General features: G+C 69.4%; 21 protein-coding genes. 10 read left to right on the top strand and 11 right to left on the bottom strand.

From position 1 onward, the window contains the following. Positions 1-13 precede the first annotated feature (13 nt). From E3O39_RS08940 to E3O39_RS08925, 4 genes are all read left to right on the top strand, one after another. The gene (locus E3O39_RS08940) at positions 14-1,453 is read left to right on the top strand and encodes a GuaB1 family IMP dehydrogenase-related protein (RefSeq protein ID WP_134449772.1); all 1,440 of its coding nucleotides are present in this window, start codon (positions 14-16) and stop codon (positions 1,451-1,453) included. Positions 1,454-1,654: 201 nt separating this feature from the next. Next, positions 1,655-3,082, top strand: coding sequence for a hemolysin family protein (locus E3O39_RS08935; protein ID WP_134449773.1), 1,428 nt, complete (start codon positions 1,655-1,657; stop codon positions 3,080-3,082). Beyond that, positions 3,075-4,157 carry a hemolysin family protein gene (locus E3O39_RS08930; RefSeq protein WP_134449774.1) on the top strand — a complete coding sequence of 361 codons (1,083 nt, stop codon included), beginning with the start codon at positions 3,075-3,077 and terminating at the stop codon, positions 4,155-4,157. The genes E3O39_RS08935 and E3O39_RS08930 overlap by 8 nt, the downstream gene beginning before the upstream one ends. 106 nt (positions 4,158-4,263) lie before the next feature. Then, positions 4,264-4,641, top strand: coding sequence for a VOC family protein (locus E3O39_RS08925; protein WP_134449775.1), 378 nt, complete (start codon positions 4,264-4,266; stop codon positions 4,639-4,641). Positions 4,642-4,712: 71 nt separating this feature from the next. On the opposite strand, the gene E3O39_RS08920 is transcribed toward E3O39_RS08925, so the two are convergent. Next, positions 4,713-5,852, bottom strand: a complete 1,140-nt coding sequence (locus tag E3O39_RS08920; protein ID WP_370294765.1) for an NADH:flavin oxidoreductase/NADH oxidase — start codon at positions 5,850-5,852, stop codon at positions 4,713-4,715. A 23-nt stretch (positions 5,853-5,875) separates the two neighbouring features. On the opposite strand from E3O39_RS08920, the gene E3O39_RS08915 reads away from it, so the two are divergent. Further along, entirely contained in the window at positions 5,876-6,733 is an 858-nt protein-coding gene (locus E3O39_RS08915) for an ADP/ATP-dependent (S)-NAD(P)H-hydrate dehydratase (protein ID WP_134449776.1), read from the top strand. Positions 6,734-6,744: 11 nt separating this feature from the next. Here the strand turns inward: E3O39_RS08915 and E3O39_RS08910 are convergent, their stop codons facing one another. From E3O39_RS08910 to E3O39_RS08900, 3 genes are read right to left on the bottom strand one after another with little or no spacing between them, the layout of a single operon-like run. Continuing rightward, positions 6,745-7,503 (bottom strand): amino acid ABC transporter ATP-binding protein, encoded by a 759-nt coding sequence (locus E3O39_RS08910; protein ID WP_134449777.1) that lies wholly within the window; start codon positions 7,501-7,503, stop codon positions 6,745-6,747. Then, positions 7,500-8,393, bottom strand: coding sequence for an amino acid ABC transporter permease (locus E3O39_RS08905; protein ID WP_370294764.1), 894 nt, complete (start codon positions 8,391-8,393; stop codon positions 7,500-7,502). Before E3O39_RS08905 ends, E3O39_RS08910 begins: the two co-directional genes overlap by 4 nt. Before the next feature lie 17 nt (positions 8,394-8,410). Beyond that, positions 8,411-9,343, bottom strand: a complete 933-nt coding sequence (locus E3O39_RS08900; protein ID WP_134449778.1) for an ABC transporter substrate-binding protein — start codon at positions 9,341-9,343, stop codon at positions 8,411-8,413. 120 nt (positions 9,344-9,463) lie between these two features. Between E3O39_RS08900 and E3O39_RS08895 the strand changes: the two genes are divergently transcribed. From E3O39_RS08895 to E3O39_RS08885, 3 genes are all read left to right on the top strand, one after another. Next, a complete protein-coding gene (locus E3O39_RS08895; protein WP_166787412.1) occupies positions 9,464-10,789 on the top strand; it encodes a glycosyltransferase family 87 protein in 1,326 nt (441 codons plus the stop codon). 2 nt (positions 10,790-10,791) lie between these two features. After that, on the top strand, positions 10,792-11,118 hold the full coding sequence (locus tag E3O39_RS08890) for a thiamine-binding protein (protein ID WP_134449780.1): 327 nt from the start codon (positions 10,792-10,794) through the stop codon (positions 11,116-11,118). Positions 11,119-11,190: 72 nt separating this feature from the next. Beyond that, positions 11,191-12,471, top strand: a complete 1,281-nt coding sequence (locus E3O39_RS08885; RefSeq protein WP_134449781.1) for an MFS transporter — start codon at positions 11,191-11,193, stop codon at positions 12,469-12,471. Positions 12,472-12,563: 92 nt separating this feature from the next. Here the strand turns inward: E3O39_RS08885 and E3O39_RS08880 are convergent, their stop codons facing one another. The 5 genes from E3O39_RS08880 to E3O39_RS08860 form a co-directional block, all read right to left on the bottom strand. Continuing rightward, positions 12,564-13,244 (bottom strand): response regulator transcription factor, encoded by a 681-nt coding sequence (locus tag E3O39_RS08880; RefSeq protein ID WP_255454140.1) that lies wholly within the window; start codon positions 13,242-13,244, stop codon positions 12,564-12,566. 69 nt (positions 13,245-13,313) lie between these two features. Then, a complete protein-coding gene (locus E3O39_RS08875; protein WP_134449782.1) occupies positions 13,314-14,618 on the bottom strand; it encodes a hypothetical protein in 1,305 nt (434 codons plus the stop codon). Then, complete coding sequence (locus tag E3O39_RS08870) at positions 14,615-15,784, bottom strand: sensor histidine kinase (protein ID WP_134449783.1); 1,170 nt, start codon at positions 15,782-15,784, stop codon at positions 14,615-14,617. Before E3O39_RS08870 ends, E3O39_RS08875 begins: the two co-directional genes overlap by 4 nt. Positions 15,785-16,001: 217 nt before the next feature. Beyond that, positions 16,002-17,507, bottom strand: coding sequence for a DUF4389 domain-containing protein (locus E3O39_RS08865; RefSeq protein WP_241985029.1), 1,506 nt, complete (start codon positions 17,505-17,507; stop codon positions 16,002-16,004). A gap of 159 nt (positions 17,508-17,666) precedes the next feature. Continuing rightward, a complete protein-coding gene (locus tag E3O39_RS08860; protein ID WP_134449784.1) occupies positions 17,667-18,869 on the bottom strand; it encodes a homoserine O-acetyltransferase in 1,203 nt (400 codons plus the stop codon). Positions 18,870-19,034: 165 nt separating this feature from the next. On the opposite strand from E3O39_RS08860, the gene E3O39_RS08855 reads away from it, so the two are divergent. Beyond that, the gene (locus tag E3O39_RS08855; protein WP_134449785.1) at positions 19,035-19,661 is read left to right on the top strand and encodes a TetR/AcrR family transcriptional regulator; all 627 of its coding nucleotides are present in this window, start codon (positions 19,035-19,037) and stop codon (positions 19,659-19,661) included. Between the two features lie 89 nt (positions 19,662-19,750). Then, entirely contained in the window at positions 19,751-20,263 is a 513-nt protein-coding gene (locus tag E3O39_RS08850) for a CarD family transcriptional regulator (protein ID WP_134449786.1), read from the top strand. A 3-nt stretch (positions 20,264-20,266) separates the two neighbouring features. Here E3O39_RS08850 and E3O39_RS08845 read toward each other — a convergent pair whose 3' ends face one another. Both E3O39_RS08845 and E3O39_RS08840 read right to left on the bottom strand, forming a co-directional pair. Beyond that, positions 20,267-20,692 (bottom strand): MarR family winged helix-turn-helix transcriptional regulator, encoded by a 426-nt coding sequence (locus tag E3O39_RS08845; RefSeq protein WP_134449787.1) that lies wholly within the window; start codon positions 20,690-20,692, stop codon positions 20,267-20,269. A 147-nt stretch (positions 20,693-20,839) separates the two neighbouring features. Next, positions 20,840-22,171 carry a bifunctional o-acetylhomoserine/o-acetylserine sulfhydrylase gene (locus tag E3O39_RS08840; protein WP_134449788.1) on the bottom strand — a complete coding sequence of 444 codons (1,332 nt, stop codon included), beginning with the start codon at positions 22,169-22,171 and terminating at the stop codon, positions 20,840-20,842. Between the last annotated feature and the right edge of the window lie 22 nt (positions 22,172-22,193).

The raw sequence follows: 22,193 nt of genomic DNA, 5'->3' as shown, positions 1-22,193 counted from the left end.
TAGCGTTATTTGCATGCAGTTCTATGGAGCGATCCCCAGCCACGATCTCACGTATTCCGACGTCTTCCTGGTGCCGAGCGAATCGGCCGTCACGAGCAGGCTCGACGTCTCCCTCGCGCCCGGAGACGGGACAGGGGCCACCATCCCTGTCGTGTCCGCGAACATGAACTCGGTGACCGGTCCCCGGCTCGCCGCGTCCCTCGCACGCCGCGGCGGACTCGGCGTGCTGCCGCAGGACATGCACCTGCAGGAACTCGACGCCGCGATCCGCTGGGTGAAGGACCAGTCGACCCGTTTCGACACCCCGTTCATCTTCGGGCCGGGTGAAACGGTCGCGAGCGCCCTGCGCCAGGTGCCCCCCGTCGCCGGCCAGGGCATCGTCGTCAACGACGCCCGCGGCGCATACCTCGGCTGCATCGACGCCGCCAGGCTCGGCACCGCCCTGCCGGACGCCCAGCTCGGCGACCTGCTGCACGGCCCGCTGACGTCCCTCGACGCCGAGGACATCGACGGCCCGCGCCGCGCCTTCGACGTGATGACCGCCGCGGAACTCGACTTCGCCCCCGTGCTCCGCCACGGCGTCATGGTCGGCACCCTGAGCCGCAAGAGCGCGCTCCGCTCGACCCTCTATCAGCCCTCCGTCGATGCCCACGGGCGTCTGCTCGTCGCCGCGGCGATCGGCATCAACGGCGACGTGGCCGCGAAGGCACGCGCGCTCGTCGCCGCCGGTGTCGACGTCCTCGTCGTCGACACCGCGCACGGGCACCAGGCCGGCATGCTGCGGGCGCTCGGCATCGTCGCAGGGCTCGGCCTCGGCATCCCGATCGTCGCAGGCAACGTCGTGACCGCGGATGCCGTCAACGACCTGGTCGGGGCGGGCGCCACCATCGTGAAGGTCGGCGTCGGACCCGGCGCGATGTGCACGACCCGGATGATGACCGCCGTCGGCCGGCCGCAGTTCTCCGCCGTGCTCGAGACCGCAGCCGCCGCGCGCGAACTCGGCGCGCACGTCTGGGCGGACGGCGGGGTGCGCTACCCCAGGGACGTGGCGCTCGCACTCGCCGCCGGCGCGGCATCCGTCATGATCGGCTCGTGGTTCGCCGGCACCATCGAGGCGCCTGGCCTGCTCGACACGGATGCCTCCGGCGCGGTCTACAAGGAGAGCTGGGGCATGGCATCGACCAAGGCCGTTCAGGAACGCTTCGACAGGCTCGACCCGTACGAGCTCGCACGGAAGACCCTCTTCGCAGAGGGCATCTCGAGCTCGAAGATCTACCTCGACCCGCTCCGTCCCTCACTCGAGGACCTGCTCGACATGATCACCTCCGGTGTGCGCAGCTCGTTCAGCTACGCGGGCGCGACCAACCTCGACGAATTCCACGAGCGCTCCCTCGTCGGGATCCAGTCGGCCGCCGGCTACGAGGAGGGCAAGGCCCTCCCCGTCTCCTGGTAGCGGTCGCTTCCTGACAATCGGGTCCGGGTGTGCCACGCGCACCCGGTCCCGCACGGGACCTGCACGGTATAGTTGGATGAATAATGGACGACCCTCCTCCTGCGAATTCGCCCAGTGACCGTTCTCCCCGTGAGAACGGTTTTCCCCTTGTGACGACAGCTGCAACGACAGCTGAAACGACAGCGGACGCCGGGCCCCGCGATGTTTGAGTGGGTCATGCTCGGCGTCGGCATCATCCTGACCATCGGCACCGGCCTCTTCGTCGCGAGCGAGTTCTCCCTCGTGAATCTCGAGCGCAGCGACCTCGAGGCCAGGCAGGCCCGCGGAGAGACGCGGCTCGCGAAGACCATCGCGGCCCTGAAGATCACCTCGACGCATCTCTCGAGCGCCCAGCTCGGCATCACCCTGACCACGCTCCTCACCGGCTACGCTCTCGAGCCCGCGATCAGCAGCCTGCTCGCGCCGCCGCTGCTGGCTGCGGGGTTCCCGAAACTCGTCGTGCCCGTCGTCGCCTCGACGGCCGCGATCGTGATCGCGACCCTCGCCTCGATGATCATCGGCGAGCTGGTGCCGAAGAACTTCGCCCTCGCCCTGCCGATCAAGACCGCGAAGCTCGTGATCCCGTTCCAGACCCTGTTCACGACCGTGTTCCGCCCGGCCGTGACCGTGCTCAACGGCAGCGCGAACGCCGTGCTCCGGTCGATCGGGATCGAACCCAAGGAAGAGCTGTCCGGAGCGCGCACCGCAGAGGAGCTCTCCTCGCTCGTGCGGCGTTCTGCCAGTGCCGGCCTGCTCGAGAAGGACACGGCGACGCTGCTGCACCGCACCCTGCTCTTCTCCGGCCACACCGCCGCCGACGTCATGACGCCCCGCCCGCGCGTCGCGAGCATCCAGCGCAACGCCTCCGCCCAGGCCGTGATCGACCTCACCCGCCAAACCGGGTATTCGCGGTTCCCCGTCGTCGACGAGGGCGTCGACGACGTCGTCGGCATCGTGCACGTGAAGCAGGCCGTCGCCGTGCCGCGGCACCGCCGGGCGGATGTCCCGGTGTCCGCACTCCAGTCCGAGGCCGTTCGCGTGCCGGAGACCATGAAACTCGACGGCCTCCTCGTCGAACTCCGCGGCCGCGGCTACCAGATGGCCGTCGTCGTCGACGAATACGGCGGAACCGCCGGTGTCGCGACCCTCGAGGACCTCGTCGAGGAACTGGTCGGCGAGGTCGCCGACGAGCACGACCGCACCAGGGCGGGGGTCGTGCGTTCGCCGGACTCCCTGACCTTCCCCGGAATGCTCCGCCCGGACGAACTCCTCGAACGCACCGGCGTCGTGGTTCCTGAGGACGGCCCGTACGAGACGGTCGCGGGTTTCGTGATGAGCGAGCTCGGCCGTTTGCCCGTCGTCGGCGACGTCGTCGGCATCGCAACGGGAGAGCTCTCGGTCGAACGTCTCGACGGTCGCCGGATCGACCGCATCCGCTTCACGCCCACGTCGGAGCCGGAACCGGAGACCGAGTCCGAGCCGGGGACCACGGTCGCGGTCGCACCCGTACCGCTGGCGACGCCGGCGACGGCACCCTCTGCGCCCACCCGACCCACCGCGGCGAAGCCGAAGGAGCGCCGTCATGAGTGACTGGGCAGGAATCGTCTGGCTGTTCGTGCTGCTCGCCGGAAATGCCTTCTTCGTGGCCGCCGAGTTCGCGGTCATCTCCGCGAGGCGCTCCCAGATCGAGCCGCTCGCAGCCGTCGGCCGGATGGGCGCCCGGACGGCGCTCTACGCGATGGAGCACGCGACGCTCATGCTCGCGACGACCCAGCTCGGCATCACGGTGTGCTCGCTGCTGATCCTGAACGTTTCTGAGCCGGCGATCCACCACCTGCTCGAGGCGCCGCTCGCCCTGACCGGGCTGCCGGACGAGGCGCTCACCGCGATCGCGTTCATCGTGACGCTTCTGCTCGTCTCCTACCTGCACGTCGTGTTCGGCGAGATGGTGCCGAAGAACCTGTCGTTCTCGATCCCCGACAAGGCCGTGCTCGTGCTCGCGCCTCCGCTCGTGTTCTTCGGACGCCTCGTCAAGCCCCTGATCGTGGCGCTCAACTCGACTGCCAACGGTGTCCTGAGGCTGTTCCGGGTCGAGCCCAAGCACGAGGCGAACAGCACGTACACGCTCGAGGAGGTCGCGACGATCGTGTCGGAGTCGACCAGGGAGGGCGTGCTCCGCGACGGAACCGGTGCGCTCAGCGCGACGTTCGAGTTCACCACCCGCAAGGTGCGCGACGTCGCGGTCCCGCTCGCGGACCTGATCAGCCTGCCGGAGTCCGCAAGCCCGGCCGACGTGGAGAAGGCCGTCACCAAGCACGGTTTCTCGCGCTACGTGCTCGTGACCGCCGAAGGGGAGCCGACCGGCTACGTGCACCTCAAGGACGTGATCGACCTCGACGGCGACGCGGGAATCCCCGTCACGGGCAGCACCGCCGGGAACGGCCTCGGCAGCTACGCCGATCCCATCCCGGCCAAGCGCATCCGCCAGCTCGTGTCGATCTACGAAGGCACCGACCTCGAGGACGCGCTCGCGACCATGCGCCGCTCCGGGGCACATCTCGCCCGCTCGTTCACCGCAGTCGGGGCGACGACGGGGGTGCTCTTCCTCGAGGACATCATCGAAGAGCTCGTCGGCGAAGTGCAGGACGCGACCCGGCGTCTCTGAGCGGCGTCGAGGTACCGGGTTCGACGGACGCTGCGGGCAGGCCGGGACCTCGACGGCGGGTGCTCGAGGGCGTAAAATGTGCGCCGAAAGAAAGTGAGGCAGACTCATGTTGAGCCAGTTGGAAGCTTATTCGGTACTGCCGGCGAAGGACCTGAAGCGCGCGAGGGAGTTCTACCGGGACAAGCTCGGGCTCGAACCGGCGGAGGAGCACGAGCACGGGCTCGTCTACCGCACGCCGTCCGGGGCCAGGGTGCAGGTCTACGAAACCGAGAACGCCGGCACGGCCAGGAACACCGCGCTCGGCTGGATGACAGACGACCTCGAGGCCGAAATGGCCGCGCTGCGCAGCCGCGGAGTTGTGTTCGAGGAGTACGACGTGCCGGGACTCAAGACCGAGAATGGCATCGCAACGGACTCCGAGGGCAAGGCTGCCTGGTTCCGGGATTCGGAAGGGAATTTCATCTGCGTGTCCCAGTCGGTGTGAATGGCCAGACGGCGTGAAGGGCCAGACGCCCTGAGCGTCTGGCCGGAGTGAGCGCCGGGTCGGTGGGGCGCTCAGGCCTCCGGCCAGCGGGCGCGCAGGTACTGCGGCGGCCAATAGTCGATCGTCGCCCCGAGTTCGTGGGCTGCCCGCAACGGGAAGTGCGGGTCGCGCAGGAGTTCCCTCGCGAGCATGACGGCGTCGGCCTGCCCGCTCGCGAGGATCTCCTCGGCCTGCGCCGGGGTCGTGATGAGTCCGACCGCGCTCACCGGGACATCCGCTTCGCCCTTCACGAAAGCGGCGAGCGGCACCTGGTAGCCGGGACTGAGCGGGATCTGCACGCCCGTGACGTTGCCGCCGGAGGAGATGTCGAAGAAGTCGGCGCCCGCGGTGCGCGCCCAGCCGGCGACGATGGCGGTCTCCTCCGGGGTCCAGCCTCCCGGGGCCCAGTCGGTGGCCGAGAAACGCACGAAGAGCGGATGCGACTCGCCGACCGCCGCGCGGACGGCCGCGACGACCCGCAGCAGCAGCCTGGCGCGGTTCTCGAGGGAACCGCCGAACTCGTCGGTGCGGTCGTTGCTGAGCGGGGAGAGGAACTGGTGCAGCAGGTACCCGTGTGCCGCATGGATCTCGAGCACGTCGAAGCCGGCTTCGATGGCGCGGACGGCCGCGGCGGCGAAATCGTCGACGACCATGTCGATGCCGCGGGCGTCGAGGGCGACGGGAGCCGCGTAGCCGGGGAACGGGATGGTCGACGCCGACAGCGTCGGCCAGCCGCCCTCCGCCGCGGGGACGGTGCCGTGCCGGACGGCGCCGTGGCTGTCGGTGCCCCAGGCCGGCCAGGTCGATGCCTTGCGGCCGGCGTGCGCGAGCTGGATGCCGGCGCGTGCGCCCTGTCCGTGGATGAAGCGGACGATGCGGGCCCAGGCGTCGGCCTGCTCCGTGTTCCAGATGCCGGTGTCTCGGGCGGTGATGCGACCCTCCGGGCTCACCGCGCTCGCCTCGGCGATGACGAGGCCGGCCCCGCCCGCCGCGAGGCCGCCGAGGTGCACGAGGTGCCAGTCCTCCGGCACGCCGTCCTCTTTCAGGATCGAGTACTGGCACATCGGGGCGACCCAGAGCCGGTTACGCACGGTCAGGCCCCGGACGGTCAGGGGGCGGAAGGCGAGGGGCTGGGCGGGCTGCTGGGCGGGGGTGGGCTGGGTCAGTGGCACGCAAACCAATCTATCGTGGGGTCATGAGTGGTTTCGCGGGATGGCAGGCCTGGGACGATGAGCGGGCGCGAGAGTGGATCGCCGTGCCAGGGGCATCCGCAGACAAGTACAGCAGGGGGGTTCTCGGCGTGCGCACGGGCTCACGCGCCTACCCGGGCGCCGCCGTGCTCGGGGTCGAGGCGGCCATGCGCACGGGGCTCGGGATGGTGCGCTACCTCGGCCCGCGCCGGGCCACGAGCCTCGTGCTGCAGCGCAGGCCCGAGATCGTCACAGCGCAGGGGCGGGTGCAGGCCTGGTTGCTCGGCTCCGGGATGGACGCCTCCGAGCGCTCGCCGGCGACGCTCGAGGCGCTCGAGGGCGCGTTCGCCGAGGGGGTTCCCGTCGTGTGCGACGCGGGCGCCCTCGACCTCGTCGGCAGTCACAGCGGCCCGACCGTGATCACCCCGCACTACCGGGAGCTCGCCGGGCTGCTCTCCGGCGCGGGCTCCGGGCGGCGTGTCGACGTGACGCCCGCGGAGATCGCGGCGGACCCGGGGGAGTGGGCCGTGCGCGCTGCCGACCTGCTCGGCGTGTCCGTTTTGCTCAAGGGGGCTGTGACGTACGTCGCCTCGCCCGGCGGTGCCAGGCTCACGGTGACCGGTGCCCCGCCGTGGCTCGCGACGGCCGGCGCGGGGGACGTGCTCGGGGGCATCCTCGGCGCACTCTTCGCCACCCACGCCGCGGCGCTCGAAGCGGATGCCGAGGCCTGCGCCGTCCTCGCGGCGACCGCGGCGCTCGTGCACGGCCTCGCGGCGGCCCGGGCGTCCGCAGGCGGCCCGCTTGTGGCCCTCGATGTCGCCGAGGCCATCCCCGCGACGATCGCGGCCCTCCTCCGCCCCTGACCCGGACCGAATCAGCGGCGCGGGATGCGGGCGAGGAAGGCGCGGGTGCGGGGCTCGCGCGGGGCGTCGAAGACCTGCTCCGGCGGCCCGAACTCGAGGACCCGGCCGGCGTCGATGAACGCGACCCGGTCGGCGACGTCCCGCGCGAAGCCCATCTCGTGGGTCGCCATCACGATCGTCGTTCCCGACTGCTTGAGCTGCCGCACGAGGTCGAGGACCTCGCCGACGAGCTCGGGATCGAGCGCGCTCGTCACCTCGTCGAGGAGGAGCAGTTCGGGGTTCGTCATGATCGACCGCACGATCGCGGCACGCTGCTGCTGGCCGCCGGACAGTCGGTCGGGGAAGTCGCGGGCCTTCGCGGACAGGCCGATCTGGTCGAGCAGCTCGAGGCCGCGCGCCTCGGCCGTGCGGCGCGGCACCCGGTGCACGATCCGGCTGGCGAGGGTGACGTTGTCGAGCACGCTCAGGTGCGGGAAGAGGTTGAACTGCTGGAACACCACGCCGATCCTGGCGCGCACGGCGTCCCCGTTCGCGCGCGGGTCGCTGATGTCCCGGCCGGTGAGCCAGACCTGCCCGTCGTCGACGCGCTCGAGCAGGTTGATCACGCGGAGCAGGGTCGACTTGCCGGACCCGCTCGCCCCGATCAGTGCGACGACCTCGTGTTCGTGCACGACGAGGTCGATGCCGCGGAGCACGGGAACCGAGCCGAAGCTCTTGTAGACGTCGTCGACCCGGAGGACCGGAACGACGGCATTCGCTGCCTCGCTCATACGACCCCACCGACCTGCTCGCGGCGGCGCATCCGGGCGGACAGCCAGTCCGTGAGGCGGATCATCGGCAGGGCGAGCAGCACGAAAAGCAGCCCGGCGAGCACGTACGGCGTGAAGTTGAAGCTCGCCGCCGTCTCGATCTGGGCGGCCCTGACCGCGTCGACGGCGCCGAGCACGCTGATCAGGCCGACGTCCTTCTGCATCGCGACGAAGTCGTTCATCAAGGCCGGCGTCACCTTGCGGAGCGCTTGCGGCAGCACGATCGTGCGCAGGGTGCGGCCGTGGCTGAGGCCGAGCGAGCGACCGGCGAGCACCTGCGAGGGGTGAACCGCCTCGATCCCGGCGCGCCACACCTCGGCGACATAGGCCGAGTACGTCAGGACGAGTGCGATCGTGCCCCAGACATACGAGGGCAGCTTCGGGAACACCCCGAGGCCGGGCAGCCCGAAGCCGACGAGGTAGAGCACGATGATGAGCGGCAACCCGCGGAACAGGTCGGTGTACCCGGCGGCGAGGGCGCGCAGCGGGAAGAAGACCGCGCCGCGCAGGGTGCGGAGTGTCGCGAGCAGCAGGCTCACGATCAGCACGCCGACGGCGGCGACGAGCAGCACGCGGATGTTGAGCAACAGTCCCTCGAACACGCGCGGCCAGGCCTTCACCGCGACGGCGGGGTCGAAGAAGGACTGCTGTACCCGGGTCCAGCCCGGCGTGTTGACCACGAACACCCAGATCACGATCGCGAAGAGGACCGTGCTCACCGCGCTCAGCAGCACAGACCGGGCGGTCTGCGTGCGCCGGTACGCCCGGCGGCCGAGCTCGACCGCGCTCGACGGCCGCGTCGGCCGACCGGTGTCGGTGACCGTGTCGGTGACCAGGTCGGGACCGGCCACTGGACCTTCCTCCGGTGTCACTTCAGGACGGGCGCGTCCGCGTTGCCGGCGAGCCAGGTATCGGCGAGGTTCGCGAGGGTTCCGTCCGCGCGCAGGGCGTCGACGGCGGCGCTCACGGCGGCGGTGAGTGGGCTGTCCTTGGCGAGGACGAGGCCGAATGCGTCGGTACCCGCCTGGGCGCCGGGCGTTGCGCCGGGGGTGGGGGTCTGGCTGCTCGACCCCGCTGCGGCATCGGGCAGCTGCCCGATGATCGTGCCGCCGTCGAGTTCGACCCCGGTGAGGTAGAACGCTGTCGGGAGGTCGACGACGATCGCGTCGACGGTGCCGTTCTGCAGTGCGAGCTTCGCGTCGTCGTTCGTGTTGAACGCCTGCACGCCCTGGGTCGGTGCGATCAGCTTCTCCGCTTCCGTGAAGCTCGTCGTGCCGGTCGCGGCCCCGATCAGGAGACCCTTGAGTCCGGCGAGCGAGGTCACGGCGGCCGCCGGAGAGGTGCTGACGGTGATCACGGCCTGGGTGGTCTCGTAGTACGGAGAGGAGAAGTCGACCTGCTGGGCGCGCTCGGCCGTGATCGAGAACTGCTGCAGGTTGAAGTCGAAGGCCTTCGGCCCCGGAGCGATCGCCTCGTCGAAGGTGCTCCGCACCCAGGTCACGTTCTCCTTCGCGAAGCCGAGCTTGCCGGCGACGGCGTAGGCGACGGCGGCTTCGAAGCCCTTGCCGGATGCTGGTGAGTCGTCGATAACCCAGGGGAAGTACGCGGGTTCCCCGGTTCCGATCGTGAGCTTGCCCGGTGTGAGGTACGACGTGGGATCGGGGGAGCTCAGCGATTCCGCGTTCGTGGACGGGGCGCTGCCCTGGGTGGGGCTCGCTGCCGAACAGGCGCTCAACAGGAGCGCACCCGCCACGGAGAGGGCGAGCACAAAAATGTGACGGGACCTGCGGCGATTCACCATATTGACCACTCCTCGAGATGACTGTCTCTGGCCATCATGACGCATGTTTTCGCGGTCGTCGGCACCCACCAGCGAATGTGACGGTCTCGTTAAGAACACCGGGGTGTGGGAAAGTGGAACGTGCCCGATTCCCTCCCCCCGAAACCACCGGTGCGGTTCGCGTCGGGGCCGAGCCTGCGCATCCTGCTCTGGGCCGGATTCATCGCTGTGCACGCCTGGCTCGTCTACATCTGCTTCGCCGCGATCGGCTGGCCGCTCGGCGATGTCGACGTCGTCTACCTCGGCTGGGCGACCGACGCCGCGAGCGGAGTGGCCCTCGTCGGCATCACCGCGCCCTTCGTCTACCCCCTGCTCGCCGTCGTGCCGATCTTCGCGGCCCTCGCCTTCGGCACCGCCTCGTACACGGCGACCTGGCTCGGCATCGTCACCCTCCTCAACGCGGTCGCATTCGCGGCCCTGACCGGCCGGCGCCGCGGGCCGCGCGCGCTCCTCGCCGCGGGCTGGTGGCTGGCCTTCCTCCTGCTGCTCGGTCCGATCGCGCTCGCCAGGATCGACTCGATCACGGCCCCGCTCGTCATCCTCGCCGTTTTGTGGCTGCGGACCCGGCCGGTCTGGGGCACCGTGATCCTCACGCTCGCGACGTGGGTGAAGATCTGGCCGATCGCTGTCATCGCGGCGCTTGTCATCGCATCGAAGCAACGGATGCGCGCCGGCTACGCCTTCCTCGCCACGAGCGCCGTCATCGTGGTCACGGCGCTCAGCCTCGGCAGCGGCCTCCGCGTGTTCAGCTTCATCTCCGAGCAGGCCAACCGCGGCATCCAGATCGAGTCTCCCGTCGGCGCCATCTGGATGGTGCAGGCCGCGCTGCGGATCCCGGGCAGCTACATCTACTACGACCACGACATCCTCACCTTCCAGGTCGTCGGCCCAGGATCTTTCATCGCCGTCGCGCTCATGACGCCGGTCCTCGCGCTCTGCATCGCAGCGGTGCTGCTGATCGCGGTGCGGGCGACACGGGCAGGGGCGAGCTTCGAGAGGCTGTTCCCGCCGCTCGTCCTCGCGCTCGTCGTGACGCTGATGGCCGTCAACAAGGTCGGCTCTCCGCAGTTCGTGATCTGGCTCGCCGCGCCGACCATCCTCGGCATCCTCCTGCGAGGGCGCGGCTGGCGTACCCCGACCATCCTCGTCACGGTCATCGCCGGGCTCACCCAGGTCGTCTACCCCTACCTGTACGACTGGCTGCTCGTCGCCAACCCGCTGATGGTGCTCGCCCTCTCCATGCGCAACGTGCTCGAGTTCGTCGTGCTCGCCTGGGCCGTCCGCGAGGTGTGGACCCTCGGCAGCAGCTCCGCCCAGCACGGCAGCCGCCACGGGAACGGCAACGCCGCCCCGCACGACCCACCGGCGGCCGGCCTCGACCGCCCGATCCTCATCCCCAGGGAGTAATCATGCTCGTCGCCTTTTCCGTCTCGCCCTCCGGAGCCCAGGATGCCGAGGGTTCCGTGCACGACGCCGTCGCCGCGGCCGTCCGGATCGTCCGCGACTCGGGCCTGCCGAACCACACCGACTCGATGTTCACGACGATCGAGGGCTCCTGGGACGAGGTCTTCGCCGTCGTCAAGGCCGCCACGGAGGCCGTCGGCGCCTTCGGGCCGCGGGTGTCCCTCGTGCTCAAGGCGGACATCCGCCCCGGTCGCACCGGCGAGCTGACCGGCAAGGTCGAACGCCTCGAGGTCGCGCTCGAGAACGCACGGGCGGCCGGAGGCGCGGCATAGCAGGCACCGCACGGGCAGGCGGATGCTGCCGGGCGCTTCCCGCCGCAACCGTCCGGCCCTAGGCTGGACCGCATGCCCCCACCCACCGACGGGTCGGCGATTCTGTCTCCGGCCCGCATCCGCCTTGCCCTGCTCTCCCTCGCCCTCGGCGGCTTCGGCATCGGCGCGACCGAATTCGTGGCGATGGGGCTGCTGCCGAACCTCGCGCGGGATCTCCTGCCCGGCCTCTACGCGACAGCGCCGGACGCTGCGAACGCCCAGATCGGCTGGCTGATCTCGGCGTACGCTCTCGGCGTCGTCGTCGGAGCCCCGACGATCGCGGCCGCAGCGGCACGCTGGCCGCGCAAGCAGCTGCTGCTCGCCCTGCTCGCCGCGTTCACCCTCGCGACGATCGCCTCCGCCCTGCTGCCGACGTTCGGGCTCGTGCTCGTGGCCCGGTTCGTGGCCGCGCTCCCGCACGGCGCCTACTTCGGCATCGCCTCGCTCGTCGCTGCCGACCTGATGGGCCCGGGCAAGCGGGCGCGCGGCGTCGCGCTCGTGCTCAGCGGCCTGACCATCTCCAATGTGATCGGCGTGCCCGTGATCACCTGGATCGGGCAGGTGTCCGGCTGGCGGGTCGCCTACCTCGTCGTCGCCGCCGTCTTCGCGGTCACCTTCCTCGCCGTGATCCTGCTCGTGCCGTTCCAGGCGGGTAACGCGCTCGCGACGATGCGCAACGAGCTGAAGGCGTTCGGTCGGCTGCAGGTCTGGTTCGCGCTCGGTATCGGGGCGATCGGCTTCGGCGGCCTCTTCGCCGTCTACACCTATGTCGCCCCGCTCGTCATCGAGGTGACCGGCCTCGGCGCGGGCGCCGTTCCGCTCGTGCTCGTGGTCATCGGCCTCGGCATGACCGTCGGCAACCTGCTCGGCGGCCACCTCGCCGACAAGAGCGTCCGCCGTACCCTCTACGGGTTCTTCGCAGTGATGATCGTTGCCCTGGTGGGACTTGCCCTGTCCGCCCAGTTCCTGCCCGGACTCCTGGCCGGCGTCTTCCTCGTCGGCGGCGCGGCGGCCGGGCTGTCCCCGGTCATCCAGACCCGGCTGATGGATGTCTCGCACGACAGCCAGTCCATTGCGGCTGCGCTCAACCACTCGGCCCTCAACATCGGCAACGCGCTCGGCGCGTTCCTCGGCGGCCTGGCCATCGCCGGCGGCCTCGGCTACGTCGCCCCGGTCTGGATCGGCGCGGTCCTGAGCGTCATCGGACTTTCGCTCGCGGTCGTGAGCTTCGCGATCGACCGGTCCTGGCGCCGCAACGGACGGCACGTGCCGTACGGCACCGCCCTCATCGAGGTCGTCACGGACGCCGTTTAACGCCGAAGTCGGAACCTTTCGCGACTCGGGTCGGCGCGGTCTGCGCCTGCGACGGTCACGGAAGACTCCGACAGAGGGTCGGGAGCTCGAGCTCAGTCCGTCTGCAGCAGGATCCCGTCGTGAATCGCGCGCTTCCGCAGCGCGACCTTGGTTCCGACGTCGAAGCCCGCAAGACGGTACTTCTCGCGGATCCGCTTGAGGTAGGACTTGGCGGTCTCCTCGGAGATGCCGAGCTGGTGGGCAACGGCCTTGACGGGCTCGCCGGCACCGTAGAGAGCCATCACGCGGCGTTCCTGTGCGCTCAGTCTCGGCGAACCGCCGCCCGTTCCGGCGCTGAGCGCTTCGTCGAGTTCAGCGGAGATGTACGACTCCCCGTCGAAGGCTGCCCGGATCGCGTCGACGATCATGCCGGCTTCTTCGCTCTTGACGAGGTAGCCGAGTGCCCCGGCGGCGAGTGCCTCGCGCACGAGGCCGGGCTCCGAGTACGTGCTCATCAGGACGGTCTTGACACCGGCCGTCTTGAGGGTCGAGATCTTGAGCGAAACCGGGATGTTGTCCTTGAGATCGAGGTCGAGGAGAACGACGTCCACCGGGAATTCGGGGTGGGTGAGAAGTTCCGGCCACGTCGTCACAGCGGCGACCATGTTGATGTCGTCTGCGGCGCCGCGGATCCACTCCGTCAACGCCCCCAGCAGCATCCGGTGGTCGTCCACGAGAGCAAGCCGGATCGGATTCTCCCGACTGGGCGCCGCCGCCCGGGTCGTCGTGCTGATGTTCGTCACTGTTGCCTCCTATTGCCTGTGCATCCGACTGGAAGCCCGGCGATGCCGGACCAGAAAATTTCACGCATCTGCGGGATTGTCAATGCTGCACTCGATCTCCACGTGGAGACTGCCACCCCGGCTCGACGCGATGTGCGGGCCAACTACCCGGATAGCTTGCCACGTCTCGGGGTCGACCCGGCGCCGAGGCACACCCGTGGTGGCCAATTCGATGGGGAATCGTAACTTCTGCCGGTCGATCAGGCCATTCGTCGGGCGGATCGGACCGAGGGAGAGGGCGACGGATGCCTCGGGGCGCTGGGTGTCGCTGATCAGGAGCCAGATGGTGCGCAGCAGGGCGTCGCGCTGGGCGGGATCGAGCAGCCCGGCGAGCCCGGCCGGGTCGTTGAGGCTCACCGAGGGGCCGAGGAACTCGGACTCCGTGATGGCGTGGTACAGCCAGGTCTCCCTGCGGCCCTGGATGAGGTGCAGCCGCAACTGGGTCGCGAGCGAAGACGCGGTCGTCGACTTGGCCGCGTTGAGGGGGAGCGCGGTGCGGCCCTTGGACACATCGTCGAGCAAGGTCTCCGCGTCGAGGTCGATCCGCGCGAGTTCCTCGGAGGCGAGCATGCCGACGGCGAACCGCGGCTGGGAGACCGTGCTCTGTACGAGCACGAGGTCCAGTTCGCGCTGCACCATCCGGTGGAACGAGCGGACGATCGCGACGCCGAGGAGCGGGGGTATCACCGCGAGCCCGAACGCGACGAGCTCCGGCGCGAAGGACAGCGGGTTGCTGCGCGGCTCTGTGATCGCGAACACGGCGAGGAGCGTTCCGAGGACGGCTGTGGAAGAGACGACGTCCCTGCCTCGCCGAACGGTCACGAGCGCGATCAGCAGGCTCCCGACCGCGGCGGCGGCGGTCGGGAAGACCCCCCGGTCGGCGCCGGCGTGCGAGCCGGCCAGGTCGAGTGCGATGACGACCGCGCCGGACGCGAGGGCCGCCGCGAACAGCCAGTCGGGCATCCGTGCGGAGAGTCGCTGAACGACGGCGATCGCGAACGCCGTCGCCGCCACGAGGATCACCCACGCCACGAGGGTCGGGACGGGAATCGTGTACCGGGGCCACTGCTCGACGTACTCCCAGAACAGGTAGGCCGCGACGATGCCGCCGGCGACGGAGAGGCCGATCCCGAGGTGGCGTCCACCGAGGCCGCTCTGGTTGGCGCGCGTCGTCTTGACCGTTCGCTCCGGCCTGCGGAAGCTGCGGCGGCGATCCTGGCGCTCCTGGCGTCCGTGTTCTGCGAGCGGGCCGGCTTCGGTGACGGCGCGCCTGGCCGGTCGACGGATGCCGCGCTCCGGCTGCACGGTCACGCCGCGGGTGCTCACTTGGGCACCTCGAGTACGACCGTCGTTCCCGAACCCGGGGACGAGAACAGCCGGGCGTTGCCGCCGACGTCGCGGAGCCTGGCGACGACGGACTCGGCGAAACCGAGGCGTTCCGGGCTCACCGCCGCGAGGTCGAAACCGACGCCGGCGTCGGTCACCATGGCACGGACTGTCGTGTCGTCGTCCGTGATCGTGACGTCGGCGCGGGCGACCCCTGCGTGCCTGCGCACGTTCTCGAGGCACTCGCCCAGGGCGAGCAGGAAGGAGTCCAGAACGGTGCTCGGCAGCAGGACCTGGCCGCTCCCGTGCCAGTCCACGTCGAGCCCCATCCGCTTGAAGCGCTGTTTCACGGACTCGAGGGTGCTGCCGAGGGTCGACTCCGACGCGGGTTCGAGCGTGTAGACGCCGGAGCGGTGCGGGGTCGGGAGCCCGCCGAGCCGGAGCTGCCTGAGCAGCCGGGCGTCATCGCCGGCCTGCTGACGCAAGGCGGCGGGGCTCACGCCGACGCCCGAGTGCGCGAGCAGGGTGAGGGTCGCGAGGACGGTGTCGTGCAGGAGCCTGGCGTCCTGCCGGCGTTGGGCCTCGAGCTCGCTCGCGTGCCGTTCGGCGAGGTGCGCACGGCCGATTTCGGCGATGCGCTGCATGACGCGGGGGATGCTCTGCGCGATCCACCATCCGGCGATCGCGATCGCGAACCAGCCGGTGATCGTGAGCATGACCGGGACGAGTGCGTCGGTGCTGAGCCGCGCGGCAGCGAGCACGCTCGCGAGCGTCGCGCCGAAGGCGACGCCCAGCATGATCAGCCGGCGCGAGGTGGTGACGAGTACCAGGGCGATGGAACCGATGGCGGGCGAGGCGACGCACGCTATCACTGCCTGTTCGCCGAGGTTGAGTCCCGATGTTCCCGTGCCGACGAAGCCGATCACGAGGATCATGGCCACCCCGCAGACGACGAGGAGTGCCGCCCATCGCAGGTGACCGTTGCGGCCGAGCAAGTACTGGGCGCCGACGATGACAAGGAGCAGGGGAAGGCTCAGGGTGAGCGCCAACCGGTCGAGGCCGCCCGGTATCAGAAGCGCCAGGAACGTGGCGATGGAACCAGCGAGCCCCGTCAGCTGCGCGCCCCTGCGCAGCAGTCGATCCCGTTCCTTGAAAATGCGTTGCATACCCGTCGCATTACCCCTCGTCGTGCTCCAGAAAGCACCATATCCGGATGCGGCCGGTTTCGACGCGCGCGTGGCGCTCAGTTTCACGAATGTGCCTTGTTTACGGGCCACGCGTGCGGGGGGTTCGCCGGGAACGGGGCGAACCGGGGGTATTTGGGCGCGTGCAGGGGGAACAGTTAGGCGCCTCGAGCTTTGTCGGGTCAGCATCCGTGATTCCTCAGGTCGTTTTCACCCTAGCAGCCTCGTCGATTCCCCCCGGTCCGGTGCCCCCCGTTTCGGTCCCGCCCTGGTCGAGGCGGAACGGTGGATAGTCGTCCCGGAAGAGTCCGGTGTACACCACCACACGGAACACCCAGCGGTCGATACCGAGGATGAAATCGAACAGGGACTGCCGGTAGTGGCCCGTGAACAGCAGCATCAGCCCCGCAATGAGCACGAGGAGACCGAGGAGTGATACTCCGGTCGTCGTCGAATAGGTGGTGTCCCCGATCGTGTAGCGAGCGGTCGGGGTGCTCGTCAGGGCGGACACGATGAGGATCTGTGGAATCGCGAGCAGCCACCACTTGACCAGGACAAGCCCCCGGGACAACCGCTCGGGGTAGTCGATGTCGAGGTCGGCTGGGTAGTCGGCCGGGGCGAGAGTGAACGGCGGGTACCTGTCGGTGCCGAGCGCCGAATACGCGTAGAAGGCGACGCGCCAGCTCCAGCGCAGCACGCCGACGTTGAACGTGAAGAGGGCCAGGGGATACCGGCCAGTGAACAGGATGGCGAAGCCCGCGACGATCGTCGTCACGAACGTGGCGAACCAGAGGAAGAACAGCACCACGACGTGCGGGAAGATCAGGATCCATTTCACGAGCCACAATCCCCTGGACACGTCGGGCTGCAGTGTGCCCTCGAGGCGCGCGGGGTAGACCGGACCAGGTGGACCCGTCGCTGCGACAGCGCCCATCGCTCCGGCAGCGCCCATCGCTCCGGCAGTGCCCGTCGTTCCGACAGCGCCGTCGTGGTCGTCCGGCCCCTGTGCGGAGTCGCGCCTCCCGAGGCCCAACGCGCCGAAGACCACGAGGAGCACCCCGGCCACGAGCAGCAGCCCGCCGCCGAGCAACAGGGCGACCGCCGCAGGCACGAAGAGGCCGGACCGGACGCCGGCCCGCGCCTCTACGTCAACGCCCTGCGTCGCATCCGCGTTCATGACGACGACGGCCCAGTCGCCGCTCACGACCGGCCAGACCAGGCGCTGCGTTCCCGGCCCGGAGGCCGCGACCGTCCACCAGGTCTGGCTGCCCGGACGGGCAGGACGTCTGCTGCCGGGCACCTCGCGGTACTCGGTGCGGAATGGCGTGGAGTTCACGGAGGTGAGCTCGCTGTGCGCGACGGAGGCGAGGTAGCGTTCCACCTCCGCCCGCGGTGCGATGCCGATGAAGACCCCGGTGCCGCGGACGCTCGTCGCCTCGAGCATCACGGTCGCGAGCCCGGAGGGCATCCCGCCGGACCCCGCCTGGGTGCTGGTCCCGGTGCCTGAGTCGCTCTCGATCGTGAGGTTCGGTGAGGTGATCGCATACGAGGCCACGGAGAATGAGCCGCTCGGCGTGGTCAGGAACCCGTCCCTGCCCTGTTGTGCCGCGACCGTTGCAACGGCGACTCCGCCCGCGAGCAAGCCGATGCCGGACACGGCGAGCAGCGTTCCGACGATGACCATGACGACGTAGCCGGCTTTCATCACGGGACTCCTCTTCGCTGGGCGGTCTGTACAAGGCAGGCAGTGGCCGGGCTCCCTGTCAGGGTCGTCCGGAATGCCTGCCCTGTCAATCGCAGGGCGGTAGCGGAAAAGTCGGTGTGATAGCCGGCGGAACCGGCCGACGTCCAGCCGTCGTGAAGGTCAGCGGAGCAGGCGGCCGAGTTGCTCGCCGACGGCGGCATTCTCGATCAGAAAGCCGTCGTGGCCATAGCTCGAGGAGAGCACGACGGGTTCGGTGCCGTCGAGGCCGTTGCGGAGGTGTGCCGCGATCCGGCGTTGGCCCTCGACGGGGAACAGCCGGTCGCTGTCGATTCCGACGACGAGGGTGGTTGCTTCGATCGAGGAGAGGGCCTCGGCGAGGGAACCCCGGCCGCGGGTCACATCGTGGGAGTTCATCGCCTCGACGAGGACGATGTAGCTGTTCGCGTCGAAACGTCGGGTGAACTTGTTGCCGTGGAAGTCGAGGTAGGACTCGACGGCGAACCGGCCGCCGGAGCCTAGCGGGGAGATCCGGCTCTGCCAGCCGCGCTCGAAACGCTCGTTGAGCTCGGACGGGCTGCGGTAGTTCAGCAGGGCCATCCGCCGGGCCAGGGCGAGCCCGCGGGTCGGACCGTCGCCGTCGACGGCGTCGTAGTAATCGCCGGACCGGAACAGCGGGTCGCTGCGGATGGCTTCGATCTGCACCGAATTCAGGGCGATCTGATCGGCCGTCGTCACGGGCGGGGCCGCGAGGATCGCGAGCCTCTCCACCCGGTCCGGCCGGTCGATCGCCCATTCGAGGGCGTGCATTCCCCCCATCGACCCGCCGACCACGAGGGCCCAGGCGTCGATCCCGATCCGGTCGGCGAATGCGACCTGGGCGGCGACCTGGTCGCGGATGGTCAGGTAGGGGAAGCGGATGCCCCACTCCGAGCCGTCAGGGGCGAGGGACGACGGGCCCGTGCTGCCCTGGCAACCGCCGAGCATGTTCGGTGCGACGACAAAATAGCGGTCGGTGTCGATGGCCAGGCCGGGGCCGACGATGCCGCCCCACCAGCCGGCGGTCGCGTGGCCGGGCCCTGCCGCGCCGAGCAGGTGGCTGTCCCCGGTGAGGGCGTGCAGCACGAGCACCGCGTTGTCCCGCGCGGGGGAGAGTTCGCCCCAGGTCTCGTAGGCGATCCGGACGGCGCCCAGTCGCCCGCCGGCCTCGAGGTCGAGTGCGCCCACGTCCTGGAACCTGCGGTTGCCGACGGGGTCGCCGTCGCGCCACGCGCCCGTCGCCGGGGGCTTGCCGAACAGCGAGCGCGCCTGAGCCTCGGTGATGAAGCTGGACGGGACCGTGTCCGCCGAGGTCTGCCATTCCATATGCCCTCATTCTGCCCGGTCTGACGCGCCAACGTCCCTTTGTTACGCGCGGCTTGTTTCGTGCGGCTGGAGACGTGCGGTTGGAGACGTGCGGTTGTTGCGGCGCTCATCCGGCCCCCTTGCCCACTTCTCGGACAGGTGTCCGAGAAGTGCTAGACTGTCCTGATGACCCGCACCGAGTATGTCCGAGAAAGCGTGGTGCGCGGTACAATCAGCGCCGTGCGTGCCTCGGACCCCCGGGCGGAACGCACCAGGCAGGCCATTTTCACAGCGGTCCGCACGCTCATGACCCAGCGCGTCGCATCCGTCTCGGTCAGCGACATCGTGCGCACGGCCTCGATCAGCCGCAGTTCGTTCTACGCGCACTTCAGCAGCCTCGACGATCTCGCGACCGGGTTCCTCCGCGAGCAGTTCGCCGAGATCGGCGTGACCGGGTTCGACCTGCTGAGCGACGACCTCACCGGGGCCCAGGCCGCACGGGTCGGTTACCAGCGGCTCATCTCCCACATCGTGGAGCACTACCCGCTGTACTCGAGTGTGCTCGACCTGCCGATCACCCGCACGGCATACGACGACGAGATCGAAGCGTACTCGCGCCGCCTCGTCGAATCGCTCGTCGTGCTCTCCGGCACGCCCAGGGTCGTGCACCCCGAGTCCTTCGCCACCTACGTGGCCGGGGGAGCGCTCACCCTGATCAGCGCCTGGATGCGCGGCCAGCTCGACGTCACGGACGACGAGATCGTCGACCAGCTGGTCGAATTCCTCCCCGAATGGCTGGTCGACGCGGCCTGACGCCGCGAACCCGGCACCCCACACACCACCACACAACCGACCGACGATGGTCGCGAGAACCCCGCATCACCAACGAACAGAGGCAGCATATGAATTTCACCGTGGGAGAAACCCTGGTCTACCCGCACCACGGCGCGGTCACCATCACCGAAATCACGACCCGCGCCGTGAAGGGGATCGAGAAGAAGTTCATGACCCTCACCGTGCACGCGAACGACCTGACGATCAAGCTGCCGATCGAGAACGCCGAGCTCGTCGGCGTGCGCGACGTCATCGACAGCGCCGGCGTCCAGGCCGTGTTCGACGTTCTCCGCGAATCCTTCGTCGAGGAGCCGGGGAACTGGTCGCGCCGGTACAAGGCCAACCAGGAGAAGATGGCGAGCGGCAGCGTCTACCGTGTCGGCGAGGTCGTCCGCGACCTGTGGCGTCGTGACCAGGAGCGCGGCGTGTCCGCCGGCGAGAAGAACATGCTCGTCAAGGCCCGCCAGGTGCTCGTCTCCGAACTCGCACTCGCCCAGAGCTCGACGAGCGAAGAGGCATCCGCCGTCCTCGACACCGTGCTCGCGAGCTCGATCCCCGCGACCGGCACCACGGCGGCCTAGGGATCACTCCGGCTCGCCGGTCCAGCCGAGGTTGCGGGCCACCCGCTCGAGGGTGGCCAGGGTCGTGGCGTAGTCGGCAGGGCTGACGTCCTGGGTCGCGGCATCCCGGTTCACCGATACGACCTCGGCGAGGCGCTGGTAGGCGAGCCTGCCGCGGTCGGTGATCGCGTACCCGGACTCCGACACCGTGACCCAGCCGCTCTCGACGAGTTCGGCGAGGTGTTCGACGACGGTCTCACCCTCGGTGTCGAGGAACGGGGCGACCCCGCTCGTGAGCTGCTCGACCGAGGCCGGTCCGCGGGACAGCATCCCGAGCAGCTGCCACTGCCGCCTCGTCACCCCGTGTTCCTCGAGGGTCGTCGCGAATTGCTCGTTGATCAGTTGGTCGACGAGTTTGAGCCAGTATCCGATCGGTCGCAGGTCAGTCATACCGACAGGATATTCACGGACCCGTCATCCGGATCGTTCTCTGAACCAATTCGACGGAGATTGTGCCTCGCGCGGCCCGAAAACGGCCTGCAACGTACAATTCCGGCAGAATCTCCGTCGAATCGGTCAGGGGTGCTGCGGTGCGGGTCAGGCGTTCGCGCGCGAGGCCTCGACTACGGCGCGGGCGGCGGCGAGCCCGTGCTCGAGGTCGGCCTTAAGGTCGGCGATGTTCTCGATGCCGACGGACAGGCGCACGAGGCCGGGGGTCACGCCGCTCGTGAGCTGCTGCTCCGGCGTGAGCTGGGCGTGGGTTGTCGAGGCCGGGTGGATCACGAGCGAGCGGACGTCGCCGATGTTGGCCAGGTGGCTGAAGAGCTCGAGGTTGTCGACGAGCGCGCGGCCGGCATCCACCCCGCCCTTGAGCTCGAAGGAGACGACCGCGCCGACGCCCTTGGGCGCGTATTTGTTGGCGGTCGCATACCAGGGGCTCGACGGCAGGCCGGCGTAGTTGACCGAGGCGATGTCGGGGTGGCTCTCGAGCCATTCCGCGATGTCCTGGGCGTTCTGCACGTGGCGCTCGATGCGCAGGCTCAGGGTCTCGATGCCCTGGATCAGCTGCCAGGCGCTCGCGGGGGCGATCGCGCTGCCGAGGTCCCTGAGCAACTGAACGCGTGCCTTGATGATGTACGCGATGCCGTCGCCGACAGCGCCCGTGTAGCTGACGCCGTGGTAGGACGGGTCCGGCTCGGTGAGGCCGGGGAACTTCTCGACGTTCTTCGACCACTCGAAGGTGCCGCCGTCGACGATGACGCCGCCGATGATCGTGCCGTGGCCGCCGAGGAACTTGGTGGCGGAGTGGACGACGATGTCGGCGCCGTGTTCGAAGGGGCGGATCAGGTACGGGGTCGCGATGGTGCTGTCGACGATGAGCGGGACGCCGTTCTGGTGGGCGACGTCGGCGACGAGCGAGATGTCGAGCACGTTGATCTTGGGGTTGCCGATGGTCTCGGCGAAGAACAGCTTGGTGTTCGGGCGCACGGCGCGGGCCCACTCTGCTGCATCGTCCTGGTCCTCGACGAAGGTCGTCTCGATGCCGAGCTTGGCGAGGGTGTACTTGAAGAGGTTGTAGGTTCCGCCGTAGATCGAGCTCGAGGAGACGATGTGGTCGCCGGCCTGGGCGATGTTGAGCACGGCGAAGGTCGATGCGGCCTGGCCAGAGGCGAGCAGCAGCGCCGCCGTGCCGCCTTCGAGCGCGGCGATGCGCTCTTCGACGACGGCCTGGGTCGGGTTCATGATGCGGGTGTAGATGTTGCCGAACTCGGCGAGGGCGAAGAGGTTCTGGGCGTGCTGCGCGCTGTTGAACACGTAGGACGTGGTCTGGTAGATCGGGGTGGCGCGTGCGTTGGTGACCGGGTCGGGGTGCGCGCCAGAGTGCACCTGCTTGGTTTCGAACTGCCAGGCGGCCGCGTTGTCGCTCATGAAGAACTCCCTGTAATCCGTG

The sequence above is a fragment of the Cryobacterium sp. MDB2-A-1 genome, from assembly GCF_004402675.1.
In the GTDB taxonomy this organism is placed as follows: domain Bacteria; phylum Actinomycetota; class Actinomycetes; order Actinomycetales; family Microbacteriaceae; genus Cryobacterium; species Cryobacterium glucosi.
This window is presented reverse-complemented; position numbering and strand designations above follow the sequence as displayed.

Excerpts from the sequence above, each read along its gene's own strand:
- E3O39_RS08915 (WP_134449776.1), top strand. The coding sequence starts at position 5,876 with ATGAGTGGTTTCGCGGGATGGCAGGCCTGGGACGATGAGCGGGCGCGA.
- E3O39_RS08930 (WP_134449774.1), top strand. The coding sequence starts at position 3,075 with ATGAGTGACTGGGCAGGAATCGTCTGGCTGTTCGTGCTGCTCGCCGGA.
- E3O39_RS08885 (WP_134449781.1), top strand. The coding sequence starts at position 11,191 with ATGCCCCCACCCACCGACGGGTCGGCGATTCTGTCTCCGGCCCGCATC.
- E3O39_RS08850 (WP_134449786.1), top strand. The coding sequence starts at position 19,751 with ATGAATTTCACCGTGGGAGAAACCCTGGTCTACCCGCACCACGGCGCG.
- E3O39_RS08940 (WP_134449772.1), top strand. The coding sequence starts at position 14 with ATGCAGTTCTATGGAGCGATCCCCAGCCACGATCTCACGTATTCCGAC.
- E3O39_RS08845 (WP_134449787.1), bottom strand. The coding sequence starts at position 20,692 with ATGACTGACCTGCGACCGATCGGATACTGGCTCAAACTCGTCGACCAA.
- E3O39_RS08890 (WP_134449780.1), top strand. The coding sequence starts at position 10,792 with ATGCTCGTCGCCTTTTCCGTCTCGCCCTCCGGAGCCCAGGATGCCGAG.
- E3O39_RS08935 (WP_134449773.1), top strand. The coding sequence starts at position 1,655 with ATGTTTGAGTGGGTCATGCTCGGCGTCGGCATCATCCTGACCATCGGC.
- E3O39_RS08860 (WP_134449784.1), bottom strand. The coding sequence starts at position 18,869 with ATGGAATGGCAGACCTCGGCGGACACGGTCCCGTCCAGCTTCATCACC.
- E3O39_RS08840 (WP_134449788.1), bottom strand. The coding sequence starts at position 22,171 with ATGAGCGACAACGCGGCCGCCTGGCAGTTCGAAACCAAGCAGGTGCAC.
- E3O39_RS08870 (WP_134449783.1), bottom strand. The coding sequence starts at position 15,784 with ATGCAACGCATTTTCAAGGAACGGGATCGACTGCTGCGCAGGGGCGCG.
- E3O39_RS08900 (WP_134449778.1), bottom strand. The coding sequence starts at position 9,343 with ATGGTGAATCGCCGCAGGTCCCGTCACATTTTTGTGCTCGCCCTCTCC.
- E3O39_RS08925 (WP_134449775.1), top strand. The coding sequence starts at position 4,264 with ATGTTGAGCCAGTTGGAAGCTTATTCGGTACTGCCGGCGAAGGACCTG.
- E3O39_RS08910 (WP_134449777.1), bottom strand. The coding sequence starts at position 7,503 with ATGAGCGAGGCAGCGAATGCCGTCGTTCCGGTCCTCCGGGTCGACGAC.
- E3O39_RS08865 (WP_241985029.1), bottom strand. The coding sequence starts at position 17,507 with ATGAAAGCCGGCTACGTCGTCATGGTCATCGTCGGAACGCTGCTCGCC.
- E3O39_RS08855 (WP_134449785.1), top strand. The coding sequence starts at position 19,035 with ATGACCCGCACCGAGTATGTCCGAGAAAGCGTGGTGCGCGGTACAATC.